This window comes from Amycolatopsis sp. NPDC088138 (genome assembly GCF_044741685.1).
GTDB lineage: Bacteria > Actinomycetota > Actinomycetes > Mycobacteriales > Pseudonocardiaceae > Amycolatopsis.
The window spans coordinates 660,650-678,711 of sequence record NZ_JBIUTB010000008.1; the positions used below are offsets into that span (position 1 = coordinate 660,650).

Annotated in this window: 3 protein-coding genes and 2 tRNA genes; 2 read left to right on the top strand and 3 right to left on the bottom strand. The window is 71.5% G+C overall.

Annotated features, from left to right (window positions below; all coding sequences use genetic code 11):
- The first annotated feature begins 441 nt into the window (after positions 1-441).
- Entirely contained in the window at positions 442-15,036 is a 14,595-nt protein-coding gene (locus ACIOD2_RS43780) for a hypothetical protein (protein WP_400551426.1), read from the top strand.
- Positions 15,026-15,529, top strand: a complete 504-nt coding sequence (locus tag ACIOD2_RS43785; protein WP_400551428.1) for a type VII secretion system-associated protein — start codon at positions 15,026-15,028, stop codon at positions 15,527-15,529. The genes ACIOD2_RS43780 and ACIOD2_RS43785 overlap by 11 nt, the downstream gene beginning before the upstream one ends.
- A gap of 72 nt (positions 15,530-15,601) precedes the next feature.
- On the opposite strand, the gene ACIOD2_RS43790 is transcribed toward ACIOD2_RS43785, so the two are convergent.
- The 3 genes from ACIOD2_RS43790 to ACIOD2_RS43800 form a co-directional block, all read right to left on the bottom strand.
- Positions 15,602-17,878: a hypothetical protein gene (locus ACIOD2_RS43790; protein ID WP_400551429.1), complete on the bottom strand. Its 2,277-nt coding sequence runs from the start codon at positions 17,876-17,878 to the stop codon at positions 15,602-15,604.
- Positions 17,879-17,902: 24 nt separating this feature from the next.
- Positions 17,903-17,975: transfer RNA gene (locus ACIOD2_RS43795), tRNA-Arg, on the bottom strand.
- A gap of 9 nt (positions 17,976-17,984) precedes the next feature.
- Positions 17,985-18,059 (bottom strand) — tRNA-Pro (locus ACIOD2_RS43800).
- Between the last annotated feature and the right edge of the window lie 3 nt (positions 18,060-18,062).

Below are 18,062 nucleotides of genomic sequence, written 5' to 3' on the forward strand. Positions count from 1 at the left end.
ACCGACGCAGGGCCGCAGCCGACCGGTGTCGGGCCGGCCAGGGTGCTTGGCACTGCCAAGACGGGTCCTGTGTCGAACGCAGGGACCGGGTCGACCGACGCAGGTCCGCAGCCGACCGGTGTCGGGCCGGCAAGGGTGCTTGGCACTGCCAAGACTGGTCCCGTGTCGAACGCGGGGACTGGGTCGGCCAACGGAGGTCCGCAGTCGACCGGTGTCGGGCCGGCCACCGTGCTCGGCGCCGCCAAGGCAGGGCCCGAGTCGAACACGGGGACCGGGTCGACCAATGCGGGCGCGCAGCCGACCGGGACCGGGCCGGCTACGGTGGTCGGCACTGCCAAGGCAGGCCCTGTGTCGAACGCGGGGATCGGGTCGGCCAACGTAGGTCCGCAGCCGACCGGCGTCGGGCCGGCCACGGTGCTTGGCGCCGCCAAGGCGGTCCCCGTGTCGAACACGGGGACCGAGGCGACCAGCGCAGGTCCGCAGCCGACCGGGAACGGGGGCGGCAAGGCCGATGCCGGGACAGGGACGTCCGGTCAGAAGTCCGGGTCCTTCGCCCCACCCAGGCCGATCAAGACCGACTCGGCACCTCCGGTGGTCAGCAGCGGCACCGACGCGAAGCCCCACCCCGGGAAGAAGGACGATTCGGGTTCGGCGAACCCCGCCCCCTCGAAGGGGCCGGCCAATGCGAAGACCCCAAAGGGGAATACGAGCACCGGCGAGGCGAAACCCAAGCCGGTCCGGACCGAAACCGCGGGGCCGAAGAAGCCCTCCCGTCACACCCCGGCCGCCGCGCCGCAAGCCAAGACCCAAGCCAAGACCCAGGCCAAGACCAGCACCACCGCTCCGAAAGCCGACGGCGGGAAGGCCGACTTCCACCAAGCCCGCAAGGACTTCTCCTTCACCTCCGTCCGCGAGACCGGCATCCTCGGCGACATCGGCCACCGAAACAAGAACAACCAGGACTCGATCGGCGTCGTTGCCACCGTCGCGGCCACTCCGGACGTTGACCTCACCGCACTCGCCGCGAAGTACGGGCAGGGGTTCGACGGCGACAACCACCGTGGCCGCTTCGGGCTGGTCATCGGGGTCAACGGCCGGGACGCCGCGCAGGTCGACCAAGCCGTCCGGAATTTCCAGAACAGCTGGGACGGCCGGTATCCCGTCGCCGTTGTCGGGTTCACCTGGCGGCACCCCACCTCCGACGTCAACGACCAGAAGACCATTCCCTACGGCGCCATCCGCGAAAGCATCGTCCGGCACCCCGTCACCACCGAGCTCACCAGCCAGATCACCGGGGACGTCTACCTCCACATCGGTGACGCCGACGTCGACAGCTTCACCACCGACCGTGGCCCGCTCTTCGACGCTGTTGATGCCTCGGTCAAGAACAACCCCGGCGGGCCGCCCGAGGTGCTCAGCGGCGGGTACCGGGTGCGGGACCAGGACGGACCGAACGCGAACGCCGCCGCCCAACTCGACCTCGACGTCCGCCACGCCATGGCCGGCGTCGACCCGCGCAGCGTCTACTTCCCCGAGCCCAACACCTTCGTCCGGCTCACCGGCCCCAAGCTCGAGAACGACGCCACCTTCGGCACCAAGAACCCCAACACCGGCCGCTTCGACTACGGCGCCAAGGAAGGCCAGGGCCTCCTCGACTCCGTCATCGCGCAGCGTAACGCCGACTGGAAGTACGGCGAGCACCCCACCGCCATCGCGAAGTTCGACACCGGACTCGCCGTCCGCACCGACGGCGGCCGCATCGCCGCGAAGGCCGGGCCGGATCCCGCGACGCTCACCCAGAGTCACGCCAACCCGACCACCTGGACCGACCAGGTCACTCACCACCTCGCGACGCACACCGCCGTCGACCCGAACCTCGCGCGCACCGCGGCGAAGATGGCCTTCCACGGCATCACCCCGAACGGCCCCAACCCGCCCAAACTGTCCGGCCCCGATCTGCTCAAGACGCTCTCGAAGGACGAACGCGCCGCCTTCACCGCCGCGGCCAAGGCCGACCCGGACGCTCGTGCACTCGCCAACCTGGCCGTCAAGACCCGTGACGCGCTGATCGACCACCGGCACCAGAACTCGGCCCAGGCGCCACCCAAGGTCCATACCGGACAGTCCACTCCGGACGTCCAAAAGACACTCGACACCAGCCGTCGCGACACCGCGCCGCCCGCGCGGCTGGTCTCCGAACGCTTCGATCCCGCGAAGTCCATCGCGCAGCAGTTCGAGGGTGACGGCCTCAAGGACGGCGAACTCGACGGCGCCATCACCCAGATCCGCTACGACGTCCGCCGATACCAGACCGCGAACGGCGACTGGGTGCGAGACTTCACCGTCCCGCTCGACCTGACGTCCAACTCCGGCTCGGTGACGCCCGAAGCTCGCGCCCAGCTCGCGCAAGACCTGCAGAAGCACCTCGACGCCACGGTCAACCAGGACAACCACCTGCCCGGCGGCGACAAGCTGCACGTCACGGTCGACGTGAAGACTCCACAAGGGACGGTCGACGACGACTGGCGGACCGACCACAGCCGCGGCGTCCCGGTCGACGTCCACGACTCCACAGTGGACGGGAGCAGGCCGACCGACCAGACCCACTGGGACGTCCACGACGCCAAGACCGGCCTCACCCACGAGGTCATGCACTACCTCGGCCTCGGCGAGGGCTACCACGACGACCACCTGCTGTTCCACCGCGTCGACCAGCCCGGCGTGATGGGCCCGGACGCCTGGACCGACTCGACGCTCACCGACCAGAACCTCGCCAAGATCCAGGAGATCTCGGACACCGCGCCGATCCGCGACCACCGCCTCGGCGACCCCGGCGTCACGCCTGCCCCGCGTCCCGAACCCCCGTCAGGGAACACGAAGCAGCCGTCGAGCCACCAAAGCCCGGCCAAGGCGCCCGTCACCGTGAACAGCGTCCGGATCGACGACCCGCACCCCGGCCAGGTCCTCGACCGCAGCGTCCTGCCCCCGCCGCAGCACACCCTTCTCGGTGTGCACGGCCTGGACCCGGTGCTCGTCGGCGGAGACACCCCGCACGACAACTTCCGCGAGGCCGTCGCCGTCAGCCTCGACGACAACGCGCCCAAGGAGCACGCTCGCATCACCGGCGCGCTCGACGCGAACAAGCACGAGACGAACCTCGACGCGCTCGCCCAGGCTGCCAACGTCCACGTACATGTGTTGGACACCCAGGGAAACTGGACCAGCCATGGCCCGGAGACCGGACGTCCGGTCCACATCGTCCGGACCGAGGTCGACGGCAAGCCGACTTACCTCGGCGCCAAAGAGAACGTCCACATCGGACGTCCACAAGTGAGCTACCCCGGCTCGACGGTCCTGCGCACCGAGGAGGGACGCAAGGTCGTCCACCGCGGCGAGTTCGAGATCGAAACGGTCAAGGGGCAGCACCACGTCCGCCTCTACACCGCGATCCTGACGCCGGCCGCGCGCGGCTCGGAGTTCAAGGACGTCCACCAGGACACCGACGGCACCGTCCACCCGTTCAGCGGTGACGGCAAGGAGGGCTCGAAGATCTTCTGGGTCGGCGGTGGCCGCCCGTTGCGGGCCCTGCAGTGGACCGCGAAGTACGAGCACGACATCAATCGCAAACCCGGCATGCAACCGGTCCTGCGGTCGTTCCTCGTCCCGCTCGACACCTTCACCAAGGTCAGCGAGCAGGCCACCGTCGAGGCGGAGTCACAGGGCAACAGCCTCTCGATGAACGTCGACCAGAACGGCGACACGAACCAGTTCGGCTTGCGGGGCAAGGACTTCGACGCGCTCCAGCAGCAGGCGCTCAAGGGTTCGTTGGTCACCTACACGCCGGGCGGTCACGACCACCAGATGCCGGACGTCGCGGGCCGCCAGGAGGATCTCGCCGACCTCTACCACCGGCTGGGCATCAGCCCGGACTTCGACTCCGCCGCGCTCGGCCGCGAGAACGACCCGTGGTTCAGCTGGACGCCGGACGGCCGCAAGTACTTCCGCAACGACCCCTCGGCGTTACGCGGGCTGGCCAAGACGCTCGGAAACCATTACCACACCTGGAAGAACTCGCCGGACCTGTTCTTCAGCCCGGCGGGGGACAGCATTCCCGACGTCATCACCAAGGAAGGCGCGGACAGCAAGGCGCGCCGCACCGAAGGCATGAACGTCTTCCTCAACACCCACGGCCCCGGCCGCGCCACCGTCGGGCAGCTCTCCGGCGGGATCGGCGCCGCGATCGACACCGCCGTCCGGCAGCACGCCCCGGACGGTGTCCCGGTGGGCCCGCAGGAACTGAAGGACACGATCCTCGGCGAGGTCAAGGACAGCCTCAAGCTCCCGAACCAGGTCCTGGCCGAGGCCACGCCGAACGCCCGGCGCGACACCCTGGACAACATCCGTGCCGCGATGACCGCCGACCCGCAGGTCTCGGCGAAGGCCGCGGACGTCGTAGCCAAGGCCGTCACCGACCGCCTGACCGGCGAACTCGGCGACACCGGGACGTTCGGGCCGGACGTCGCGAAGATCGTCCACCAGACCGTCCGCGAGCACTTCGACGCGCTCAAGACCGACCGAGGCACGCAGCTCGACCAGGTCCCGCAGGGCAAACGCGGCTACCTGAGCGGCCGGCGCGCCGAAGCCTTCACCAAGGGGATCGCCGACGACCTCGCCAAGAACCCCGACCTCAAGAAACTGCTCGCCAAGCCGGCCGTCACCATCGCCCCGGACGTCTTCGCCGCGCAGCTCAAGGCCCAGGTCGTCCCGAAAGCGATGCACCCGGTCACGAAGACGTCGCTGGTCGGTCTCGACGCCGACGCCCTGCGCGCCCACTTCCAGGTCAAGCAGAAAGAGGTCGCCGACGCCCTGACCAAGGAGCTGGGCCGCAAGAACGCGGGCAAGCTCGCCGACGCCGGCTTCCGCAAGACCCTCGTGAACGCGGTCGGCCCGGAGGTCCGCAACCCGGACCTGCTGCGGAACGCCCGGTTCGACCCGGTCACCCACGAAGACGCCGACACGTTCATGGACCGGCTGCCCGACTTCGCGACCCAGGCGGAGATCGGCTCGGCCATCGCCACCGACGAACGCCGGATCAAGGCCGACTTCGACACCCGCGAAACGGACCTGACCGACGACGCCGTCGAGGGCACGCCGTTCGCCAACGAGTTCGGCCGCTGGCAGGCCGAGCACACGCGCGGCTACACCCAGAAGAACGACCCGGCGGTGTTCGCCCGGCACCAGGCCGCGGGCCGCGACCTCACCTCGGCCATCCACGACGAGCTGGCTCGCCCGAACCCGGAGTCCGCCAAGAAGATCCTCGACCGTCTTGTGTCCGGTGTGGACCAGGAGACGGCGCGCAAGTTCGCCGAGACCGTCAAGCCGCAGGCTGATGGCCGCCCGGACCGAGCGCCGGGTCAGAACAAGCCGAACACCTTCGGCGAGCACGCCCAGATGGTGCTCAACCAGTACCTCAAGCTCACCCAGGGCCACCAGGACGCCGGCCGGTTCGTCTCGCGGGACGCGATCGCGAAGGCGATCCTGTTCCACGACGCCGACAAGGTCAACTCCAAGGTCCAGTACGGCGACGCGCAGGTCAGTCACGACCGCGAGCCGGAGCACCGCGGCGCGGTCCGCCAGATGAACCGTCACGAAGGGCTCTGGGCGAACCAGCGGGACTTCGAGATCGCCCGGCAGTTCGTCGACTCGGACCCGTTCGGCTTCTACTTCCGCGACATGGGAGTGTCCGCAAAGGACGTTCACGACTTCGTCAAGACGCTCGCCCACAAGGCTAAGACGCCGGACGGCCGTACGCCCAACGCCTCCGACGTGCGCGACCTGTTTCGTGAGTTCCACCAGTACTACCAGGCGGATTTCTCGTCCTACAGCCCGCAGGCGAAGTTCGTCAACGACACCACCGGCGAGGTCCAGGACGGCTACGACAAGCTGACCGGCCTGGCCGTCAAGGACGGCGATCACGTGCCGGTGCCGGGTGAGCATCGCTTCGCCTACTCGAACGAGCCCCGCGAAGGCGGGAAGGCGCCGTACGAGCAGAAGTACCAGGAACTGGCCAAGCTCTTCGACGACGCCGTGCACGACGGGACGGTGCTGGTCGGGGACAACGACCCGGACCCGGACGGCTCGGGCGTCGACCAGGACTCGGCCCGCGGTGTCCGCGCCGTCCACGAGACGAACCCGCAGGCCAAGCCCACCGTCCTGGCCCGGGTCAAGCCCCGCGACTTCACCGCCGACGAGACCCGCGCGATCGACGACGCCCTGAAGCACTACGCCCCGATCCTCGGCGAGCGCCGCGCGAACTCCAGCCGCGCGCACGCCGAGCAGGAGGTCAAGCACTTCGCCGCGGTGTCGTTCGGTGTCGAACGCGGCCAGATCGCGCCGACGGCCCGCGCGGAGTACCTCGCCTCGCACGGGACTGTGAACCTCTACGCGATGGGCGTGATCAACAAGGAGTTCGGCGGCGGCCACCGCGGTATCGAGGGCACGGTCACGCACGAGCTCGCCCACGGCCTGCTTTCCTACGCCCTCGACGACTACGGCAAGCACGTCGGCAGCTGGAACCCCGACGGCTCGCCGCACCGCAAGCCCGGTGGTGAGCCGCCGGCGGACCCGAAGATCCGCGACGACGTCGCCGACTTCAAGGCCGCCCTCAAGTCCCACCTGCTGGACCCGGACGGCTTCGCGACGCGCTCGCCGCGCCGTTCGGAGTTCGTGACGCAGCTGGCCCAGCAGAACCCGGACGTCTTCACGCGGCTCGAGAACGAGCTGTCCGGCAAGGCCGCCGAGCGGATCTTCAAGGCGCTGAAGGACAACCAGGCTGCGTTCAACGTCCACACCGGACACTGGGACGCCCACGGCTACCCGGCGTTCGACGGTGAACGCCCGATCAGCAAGTACGGCGCGACCAACGTCCACGAGGACATGGCCGAAACCGCCAAGTACTACTTCATGGACCCGGACCACCTGCGACAGCACGCGCCGCAACGCGCCGAGTTCTTCGACCAGCTGATCGCCGGCTGGGACCCGGGACACCGCGACGACGTCCTGGTCGACGACACCCCGGACACCCGGCCGCTCAAGGCCCGGCTGCCGGAGTACGCCCGTGACGGTCGCGCGCTCGGTGCCCTCGCCCCGGTCGACGTCCGGGGCGCCGAGGAGGTCGGCACGCGGATCGAGCAGCTGCTGAGCCCGCTGGCCGACGGCCGTCCCGAGGGTGTCGACGCCATCACCGCGTCCCTGAAGGGCGGCGGCTTCGAGTCGTTCCTCGGCTCGGGCAAGGCGTCGATGGTGCGGGTGGGGGAGAAGTGGTTCGAGGTCCGCGTCCAGGCCGAACCGAACCTGGCCTCGGTCGCCGCGGACCGGATCACCGACGCCGCACCCGCCACCGGCGACGTCACGAACAAGAACGAGACCACCCACGGCGACCCGAACGCCGACACCACGACCGGCAGCATCGCGACGTCCGCGTTCTGGCTGTTCCCGGCCGGGCCCTACGCCTCGGTCGGGGTGTCGGCACAGCTCGCGTCGCCCGCGATCGAGCACACCTCGACGAACACCGGCACCGAGCAGCGGGCGATCCGCTCGGCCGGTGACCTCCAGAACGCCGATGTCCCGGTGAAGTACCGGATCACCGTCACCACCCAGACCGGCGGGCAGACCGGGTCCGAAGTGGACGGCAGCGTCCGGCTCCTGGTGCCGACCGACCTCGCCGGTCTGGAGTCGCACGAAACCCCGGACGCGACCCCGCGCGACGACTGGGCCGAGCGTGTCGAGTTCCTCGCCCCGGAGGCCGTGCTCCTCGACGAGCAGGCGTTCTTCGACCAGGTCAGCGGCAAGCTGCACCCGTCGGTGACCAAGTTCGGCGCGCCGGGCCGCTCGGCGCTGCGCGAATTCGTCAGCGGCGGGGGCCTGCGGCAGGTCATCGGTACCGCCCTGTCCGGCTCGCCCGTGGTGTCGAACGACCTGTTCAGCCCGCACGGCAGCTACCGCGAGGCCGTCGAGCTGCGGGCGAAGCCGACCGACGTCGAGTTCCTCGGCACCGTTCCCGGCGACTCCGAGGTGAAGCTCACGGACTCCTCCGTCGCCGGTGGGAACACGTCGGCCGCGTCGAAGTCCGGCGGTGAGATCAACGGGATCTTCGGCGGCGGCGCCTACGTTCCCGGGGCGGTCGGCGGGGTCGCCGGGGTCAGCGGGAGTGCGTCGGCCAAGGTCACGCAGACGTCGCAGAGCGGCACGAGCGTCACCACCAAGACGAACCTGAACGCCAAGGGTGACATCGGGCTGTACAAGGTGACCGTCGATCTCGCGGTGACGACGTCGAGCGGTGAGACCGTCACCGTGCCGGCCACCGCGTATGTCCGAATGGGACTGCCGGAAGCGAAGGCGCAGGGTCTCCCGGTGCCGGAGGGCACCCGCGACAAGGTCACGCCGGGGGAGAAGCGGTTCGAGCCGCCGTACCTCGCCGCGGCCGCGGCGGCCGGGCACGTCCGCGCGGGCACCTTCACCCCCGCGGCGAAGGTCCAGGCCCAGATCGAGAACACCCTGCGCGAACGCCCGGGCTTCGCGAAGTTCCTGCCCCGTTTCGACAAGTTCCAGCGCGACGTCTCGAAGGGCTCCGGCGCCGACACCGCCGAACGCCTGAGCAACCTCCGCAAGATCACCGCGACGTTCTCGCCGGCCGCGCTGCGGTCCAAGATGGACGATCTACTCGGGCCGGGCGTTTCGGCGCAGCTCAAGCGGCGCGGCCTGTTCACCGACGAATACCTGAGCGTCACGGTCAAGGCGAAGCTGTCGCCGGGCCGCCACCTCGGCCAGGCCACCGGCCGCTCGGTCAAGGGCAGCACCGTGACGTCACCCACGCTGACCAGCAGCACGACGACCGAGAAGGGCTGGAGCGTCGGCCTCGAAGGCCGGATGATGATCCCGAAGACGACACCGCTGACGTCGCTCGGCATCAGCCCGACCGTCACGCCGGTGCAGTACTCCGACACCACGACCTGGAAGAACTCCGGCGGCCCGACCACCACCACGACCACCGGGATCGGCGGCAGCCCCGACGCGCAGGTGTTCGAGCACGACGTCGAGTTCGAGGTCGAGATCACCAGCCACACCCGTCACCGCCCGTGGGTGAAGAAGTTGACGCCGGGCTCGCCGTTCCGCCAGACGCCGCGGGTGTCCACAGTGGCCAAAACCGGCGACGGCCTGCCGAAGATCTCCGGCCAGGTCGACCTCTGGGTCAGCGACGGCTCGGCGCCGAAGACCGACCCGGCGCGGTTCGCGCCCGGCAAACCGTCGTCCACCGACTTGGACGCCGCGCCCGAACTGGACACCCTGCTCGGGGCCGACCGGCCGCCCGCGCCGAAGTTCCTGCACGTCGAAGCCGTCGCGAACACCGAAGCCCTGCGGGACGAGGCGCTGAGGCAGCTCGAACGCGCAGCGGGTGGCGACGGCGTGCTCGGCCTGCCCGGTGGCGAGGCTCGCAAGCGGATCGACCGGATGTTCTCACCCCAGACGTTCCGTTCCGGCTTGCCGCGCTTCCTGCAGCAAGGCGCGCGCTCGGGCGGGTTCCGCTACGAACGCCGCGTTGCCGACCGCGTCGGTGGCCTCGGGATGAACGTCGGGCTCAGCAATCCGAAGCTCGTCATGACGTCCGAGGCGGGCGGCAGCGACACGACGTTCGCCGGCGGTACCAAGGCGGGGTACGAGAAGTCGCGCAAGCAGGCGGTCGAGGGCAACGTCCAGTTCGGCATGACCGTCCGCCCCGACGGCGGCGACCCGCACGGCCAGGGTCAGCTGTACACCTCGGCCAAGTGGAGCCCGTGGAGCCGCACGAAGGGCACGTCGTCCGAGCTGAGCGCGAGTGTCGACCACGTCCGCCGCGCGCCGTCGGACAGCCGGACGGTGCTGGTGCAGTACGACGCCGACGTGCGGCTCGTCGCCGAGACGCGCCAGGAGAGCGTGGTCAACGGCGGCAAGTCGCGCGCCGGGGCCGACGTGAAGCTGCCGGGGGCGGTGTTCGTCCGGATGACCGAGGACCAGGCCCGCGAACAGGGGCTGCTCCCGCCGCTCGAGCCGCGCACCCCGGCGCCGGGCACGCTCACCGCGCCCGCGCTGGTCGGCGGCACGTCCAGCGCGCTGGGTGCGGCCGTCGTCGAGGACGCGCCGGACCTGAGCGGCCTCATCCGGAACGCGCGCGCGACGCTGGGCAAGACCGGCGACCGGCTGCTGCCGAAGTCCGTTTTGGACGATTCGATGAACAACCTGCAGCGGATGCTGGACACGGCGTCACCGGAGAGCGTCACGTCCCTTGTGGACGGCGCGCTCGACGGCGGCGTGCCGCTGGTCCTGCACGACCCGGGCGTCGTCACCACCGACACATATCAGGTGCTGCTCAAGGCGAAGATCACGGAAACCGAGTTCCTGGACGTCGCCCACGACGGCAGTGAAATCGACCACGCCACCAGCTCGACCGCGACGGCCAAGGAGACCGCGGGACACGGTTCGTCCTACGGCGGCCAGTTCCGCGGCGCCGGACGCGGTCTCTTCGCCGACAGCCACGCGAAGGTCAGCGGTTACGACGGTGTCTACAAGGGAGTGTCCGGGACCCGCACGAAGACCGATCAGACCACGGCCGCCGGCACCAAGACCACCTCGAAGACGGCGTCCTCGAGCGGCCCCTCGGTGCGGTACCGCGCGAAGGTGGAGTTCGAGCTGGTCGTCACTCGCGGCGAGAAGACGTTCCCGGTCACCTCGCAGGAGGCCGACCTGGTCGTCCGAGCGGCCGCCGATGACCAGAAGATCACCACCGGGTCCACGCTGAAGGACCACAACGCGGCGGCGACGAACGTCAAGGCCTTCACCGACGCCGACCTGAAGACCTGGCAGGACGGCGGGCACGGCTCGCTGCCGCCGTCGGCGACCACCGAGGGCCTGCGCGGCGCCGCCGACGTGCGTGCCGCGGCCCGGCAGGCGCTGCGGACCGCCGGGGCTCGCGACGGCCTGATCAGCAGCACGACGCTCGCGTCCGCCGTCACCAACGAGCTGCTCCAGGCGAACCTGCCGGACCTGGTCAAGGGGCCGCTGAACGTCCCTGACCTGCACGAAGCCGCGGTGCTGCGCAACGGCCACGGCACGGTCAAGGTGTACGCGCGGGTCGTCAACGCGAAGCTCGCCGGGCTGAGCGACACAGTGAAGCTGGAGCACTCCGCGACCGAGACGGCGACCTTCACCGGTGAGGCGAAGGCGACGTCGAGTTCCGAGCAGCAGCACAACCTCGGTGGTGGCGGGGTGACCGACCCCGGGCAGAACGCGCACTCGTGGGGCGGCCTCGACACCCGCTCGCCCGACCCGAGCACCGATCCGACGTCGTCGACGTCCGCCGGCGACCGGTCGGTGACCGGCAAGCCGAAGGGCCGCACCGGGCTGGTCGGCTTCGACGTCGAGTACCGCGTGGTCGCCGACCTGGGCGGCGGGCGGACCGCGGCGGTCGAGGTGAAGGTGCCGTCGTCGGCGCTGGTGCGGATGACCGACGCCGACGTCGAGGCGTTCCTGAAGGCGAAGCTGCCGGACACGCTGACCCAGGCCCAGGACGCCGTGAAGGACGCCGCCGAGGCGTGGCGCACCGCCGAGGAGGCCGTCGACCAGGCCCAGCGTGAGGCCGACGATCGGTGGCTGGACCAGCGTGAAGGCTCGCGTCAGTTGACCGAAGGCGGTCCTTCGCTCGGTGTCGACACTTCGGACGACGCCGTGCAGGCGCTGCGGGACGCGCTGGCCTCGGCGGAGGCGAATGCCCGTGACGCCGGGGCGCGGCTTCGCGCGGGCAACGCCGAGATCTCGCGCCTGAACGACGTCGCCGACCAGGCGCTTGCCCTGGCCGGGGCGGCCGAACCCGGCTCGGCCGAGCAGCGGGGGTTCCTCGCGACGCGGGGTTCGGCGCTGGAGCAGGCCGCCGCGATCCGCGCGGCGCAGCCGGAGCTGACCCGCGCTCGCGGCGCCGCGCAGGACCGCGCCGAGCGTCTCGCCGCCGTGCTCGACGACCACCGCAACGACCGCGCCGACCAGATCTCCCGTCGTGAAGCCGCGCTCGACGAGGTCGCCGAGGCTCGCCGTCGGGCCGATGACGCCCGGCAGGCGTGGTGGGACGCCAAACGGGAGCTGGACCGGCAGGTCGACGCGTTCGACCCGTCCACTGTGGACGCAGTGCTGGCGCAGGACACGGTCACCGGCGTCGACACCGGGACCGGCCTGCCGTACGACTTCGACGTCTCCCAGATCGAGGCCCGCCCGGTCACGGACCGGTCCGGCCGGGTCGTCGCGGTGTCGTTCCTGCCCGCCGCCGAGCACACCGCCGACATCGAGCGCGACTGGGCGGACGACCATTCCGACACCGTCGGGTCCCTGCCCGAAGGCACGACGCCAGAGCGGACGACGGCCCTGCTGCGCGACGGTGCGAAACCGGACCTGGACGGCCGTGCGTTCGGCGAGTGGGCTTCGAATAGCCCGGCGCCGTGGGACCCGGGGACGCTGTTCGTCATGGCTCACGGCCGGCCGCAGTCGGTGAAGCTCACGCTGCTGGGCGGGCGCACGGTGCGGGTCGACGGCGCGTCGTTCGCCAAGATCCTCACCGCGTCGAAACCGTTCGCGCAGGCGGCCGGGTCCGCGCGGCCGTCGATCACGCTCATCGCGTGCAGCACCGGCAAGCTCGACGGGCCGGGCGGTGTCGCCCACGACTTCCAGCGCGCGTTGTCCGAGCTGGGCGGGCCGCTGCAGGTGCACGCGCCGACCGAGCCCGCGCTGTTCGGCCGTCCGTCGGCGGCCTTGGGGCAGGCGACCGGCGCCACGCACGGCTTCACCACGGTGACCGGTGGCGGGCACTTCGCGACCTTCGGCGAGCAGCGGGCGTTCACCGGAGAACTGGCCGACCAGCCGGGGACGACTGTCGAATTCGACGCGCTCACGGCGACTCCGCTGCGGGACGCGTCCGGCGAGGTGCGCGGCGTCAGCTTCCTCGAGCCGGACGAGGCGGCGAAGGTGCAGGCCTGGTTGTCGCAGACCACAGGGGAGAACCTCATCGTGGAAGCCGCGCCGGACGAGATGCGTGAGTTCGCGTCCGGCGCGCAGCCGTCGTTGCGCGGTCGCGGGCCGGGGGAGGGCGGCGTGCTGGTGCGCGCGCCGTGGGCGGACGAACTGGCTCAGGGCAAGACGTTCCTCGTCACCGGGCACGGCGAAGAGACCCGGGCCAAGGTCTTCGCTCAGGTGAACGGTGTTCCGCGCGCCGTGTTCGTCGACGGTGCCACCCTGGCCCGGCTGGTCACGTCGTCTTTTGGTGCCACGAAACCGGAATCCGTGACGCTCTTCCCGTGCGCGGCGGGCCGCCGTCCCGGACCGGGCGGGGTTGCTTTCGACTTCCACGCGGCTTCCGGCCTGCCGGTGCACGCGGCGACGGACTCGGTGCTCGCCAACCGCCGGGACGACGACGAGCCCTCAGCGCCGCTGTTCGGCGCGACCGACGACGCGTTCACGGCCGTCGTCCGCGGCGGGCACTGGACGACGTTCGGGAAGCCCGCCGACACCGGCGCGGTGGTCGCGGAACTGGCCGAGGCCCTGGCCAAGGACTGGCAGTATGCGCGCCCGGAGCCCACCGCGGGCCTGGTGCCGCTGGCCGATCGCGCCCGGACCCTGGAGGTCGTGCGCGAAGCCGTCGCGACCACCCTCGCGCTGCGCGACCCCGGGCCGGTGCTGGCGCAACACGAACAACCCGGCGTCATCCGCGCGGTCGTCGACCGGCACCTCGGGCACCGCGACACGGATCTCGCCGCTGGAGCCCGTGAACTCGCGCAGGCGGTGCTCGTCGCCGACACCGGCGACGGTCCGCTGCCGGCCATCAGCCTTTCGGGCGCTGGTGCCGGTGCCGTCGCGAAGGCCTTGGCCGGCCATCTGGGTGAAGCGCTCGCGCGCGACGTCCTGGCGCGTGTCCCGGTGAAGATCCGTGGCGGCGGCAGCGGGCACGTCGAGATCTCGTTCGCCTCGACGCGGCTGCGGATCGATCCCGCGGTCACCGAGATCGTCGGGCGGCTTCGTTCGGGTCTGCCGGTTCTGCGGCTGGACAGCGTTGCGGACTCCGTGGAGTCGCACGAGAATCCCGGTCTGCTGTGGACTTCGGTGCTGGCGCGGGTCGCGACGTTCACCGGGGTCACGCACGTCGTCGACCGGCGGTTCGACGCGGCGTCGGGCAAGTGGCGGCCGGTCGGTCCGTCCATTCGGGACTTCTTCCCGGGCGTGGGCAAGGGCGAATGGCGGGATGGTCTGGTTTACCGGCCGGTCGTTCCTGGTGATTCGGGAGTGGACACGGCTCGTTCGCTCGCCGAGTCCATTGTGGAGCGCCTGGGCGACGGTTTGCCCGTGCCCGTGGTGCCCGAGGCTCTTGCGGCTCAGGTCCAAGCCGAACTCCGGGCGTTGACTCCGCCCGGTGCGGCTCCTTTTGTGGTCGACGACTCGTCGAGCCCGGCCGACGCGGCGGCCGTGGTCGGGCTGGCGGAGGAGTTCGCGCTGCTGCAGCTGCACGGCGTCACGGACACCGTCGTCGGGCGGGACGACGTCCTGGAGATCGCGGCCCGGGTGGCCGACGGCCTGGACGTCGGCGCCGCCGCGGACGCCATCGACGCCCTGGCCAGGCACGACGCGCTACGGCCGGGTCTGGTGACGGTCGCGATGGACGCCGTGCTGGCCGCGCCCGACGTCGAGACGCGGGCCGGCGAGGTCGCCGCCGTGCTCCGGGAACTGGCCGATGTGGACCTGCCCCTGGGGGTCGTGCGCGAGGCGGTGCGTGGCGCGGTGGACGATCCCGAGCCCACGCGGCGGGCGTTGTGGCTGATGCGGCGGTTCCGCGTCACGAACCTGGCGTGGCTCTACCGGTGGCGGATCGCGGAGGGCGTGCGACGCTACCAGGAGCAGGAGAAGGCCGCGTCGGAACGATCAGCCCGGTTGACGGCCGCGGTGGGAAGGGTGCGTGATGACGGCTGAGAAGTGGGTGCTGCTGGTGGACCCGGCGAGGGAGCCGCAGCCGTCGGCACCCGACCGGACCCACGTGGTCGGCGGCTGGCTGGCCCTGGCGGACGGCTCGATCGGCGACTTCGAGCCGAACCCGGAGTACGAGCCGTCGGGCCCGGACAGCCCGGCCGACCCCCTGGACGCGGTGCTCCGCCTCCTGGTCACGGGCGACGCCGAGTTCGAGCAGGTGGCAGCGGTGTTCCGCCTGGCAAAAACGGCGGTGGCGCTGGACGCGACGGGCGCACCCTTGACGGCGCCTTCGCCGGACGGCGTCCCGTGCCTGCTGGTGGCGACGGCCCCGGCCCACCGCGGCCGGGTCCGGACCGCGGGCTGGCGGGCGGTGGACGCGGGGGAGCTGGCGGCGTTGCTGGCGGCCAGCCCGGGCACGGACCTGCTGCTGAACCCGGGCGCGGCGGGCTGCACCCGCCTGCCGGCGGAGATGGTCCAAGAGCTGGCGGGCGCCTGAAGGCCGTGAAGGTCGCATCAAGGGACTCTGAGTCCCTCAAGGCGACCTTCACGGACTGGGCAGCGGCGTAGTTCAGCGCGGGTGGGCGTCGGCGGCGCGCTCCGGCAGGCACCAGTGCGTGCCGGTCGTCCAGCCGAGGAACCGCCGTCCCGCACCGTCGGCCGTGGTGCCGGACCCGGTGAAACGCCCACCCGCCACGACCTGCGCGAGACCCGCCACCGCCGGGCCGAAGCGGTCCTGCAGGCCCGCTCGCGCCACCTGCTCGCCGAGCCGGTCCACCGCCGCGCGCTGGGCCGGTTCGTCGCAGAAGCTCAGGAAGAACACGGCCTGCCGCCAGGCGTAGGCGGCGTTCTTCACCGTCTGCAGGGCCGCGTGGTGGTTGTCGACCCGCATCGCCAGGCGCCGGACCACCCAGGTGAGCACCTCGGCGGCCAGCTCCGGCGCGGACGCGCGGATCCGGGGGCGCAGCGCCAGCGTGTCCACCAGGACGGCGAGGTTCTGCGTCGTGAGGATCTGGCTCTGCTCGAGGACCGTGCCGTTGGCGGCCACGGAACCGAAGCCGCGCTTCGGCCGCGCCTCCTCCGCGCGGGCGACGCAGGCCGCGGCGAAGTCGTCCGCGGTCTGCTTGCCGAAGGCACGGGACCAGCGCGGGCGCGGGGCGGCCGTCCACGTCGACGGCAGGTCGTAGTAACGCGCGTACAGCGTGCCCGCCAGGGCACCGCCGGCGATCTCCGCCGCCGCGCGCCACTTCGCCGTGAACGTGCCCATGAAGATGTCCGCCGCGACCTCCTCCACCAGCGGCATCGGCGTTCCGGCCTGCTTCGCCAGTGCGCCCAGCTCCCGGACCAGCGTGTTCGGCAGGATCGCCTGCGGCCACGACCCGAGCGCCAGCAGCACCGTCTGCGTCAGCGTGTGGCGTGCCGCGCGGGTGGCGTCCGGGCGGTGCCCGCGCAGCGGTTCGAGCGCGCCGATCCACGGCAGCTCCTCGATGCGGACCTGGTGCTCCAGGTCGAGCAGCAGCAACCCGCGGCGGCGCCGGAACGCCGCGTACGTCTGTGCGTACAGCGCCGCCAGCCGGTCGTCCTCGAGGTTCGCCGCCAGCAGCTGCGCGGTGATCTGCGGCAGGACCGTCGCCAGCACGTCGCCCGAGGTGATGACGTCGCGCGCCACCAGTTCCTCGACCGGCGCTTCCAACGCCCGGGCGACCTTCGCGACCAGGTGCGGCGGAGCGTCCTCGACGACCACGTCGATCTCCGGGAGCCCGCCCTCGGCCGGGTAGCGGTCCAGCCGCTCGGCCAGCACGGCCGCCAGCTCGGCGTACGTCGGCCGCGCCGCGACCGACGCCTGCGCCGCACGCAACGCCGCGCGCGCCTCCGACCCCGGCGCACCGTGCTTGGTGACGGTGTTCGCCAGGGCGCGCCGGATCCAGCCGACGTCCCGTCCGGTCAGCTCCGCGCTGTCGTGTTCGCACGCCAGCAGCGCGCGGTGCAGCCGCGCGAAGTTGCTCTTCGGGTGCGTGTGGGCGGTGGACGCGGTGTGCCGCGCGCTCGCCGTCGTGTAGTCCGCCAGCCACTGCGCCCGCCGGCGAGCCCAGTCCTCCGGCCACTCGCGGCAGGGCCAGCCGCCGCTCACCGAGCCGCCGTCGGTCAACCGCGGCAGGTCACCGTCGACGGTGTCGCACCACAGCGCGACCAGCCGGTCGAAGAGCGGGTGCCACACCTTCAGCGTCTCCAGCATCGCCGCGATCGCGGGCTTGGTGGCGGCCCCGCGCAGCGTCTCCCGGACCTCGCCGACCGTGCTCAGCCGCACCAGCGACCCCGCCGGCCGCGGCGTCGCACCCGGCAGGGGCGCCAGGCGCAGGCGGTGCAGCAGCGGGCGCAGCTCGGCGACCAGGTCCAGCGCGGCCTCGGCGTGGCCGTGGTCGAGCAGCCACGCGACGGTCGGCAGCGCGGCGTCCTCCGGGACCTCGACGCGGTAGGACTCGGTGGCCAGCGCCGCGCGCAGCGTGGCGAGGCCGTCGTCGGTGAGGTACCAGAGGTTGAGCCGCTCGCGGTCCGTGGTGCCCGGCCCGTCGGCGGGCAGGGCCGCTTCGGCCGGGTCGAGCGGAACTTCGGCGAGGTAGCGGCCGGTGGCGAACCCGCCGTGCGCGACCTCGAGGGTCACCCACGCCGGGGTGTCGGCGACCGGCGTCCGCGAGCCGATCCGCAGCGTGCCGTCGGCCATCCCGGTCAGGACGTCCTGCCACCGCCCGGTCTTCGCCCGCGCACGGGCGCGCGTCGCGCTGTCCTTTGCGGACGCCGCGGTGCGCAGCGCCCGTTCGAGCTGCCCGTAGGCATACCCCATCGCCATGTGTTTTCCCCCTGTGGAGCCAAGACTTGGAGGCAGGGTTCGAACCTGCGCCCTCCCGGATAGGAGCCGGGTGTTCTTCCTGCTGAACTACTCCAAGGTGCGGGGGTGGACATGGAGGCGGGATTCGAACCCGCGCCCTCCCGGTCCCGAGCCGGGTGATCTGCCGCTGAGCTACTCCATGCCG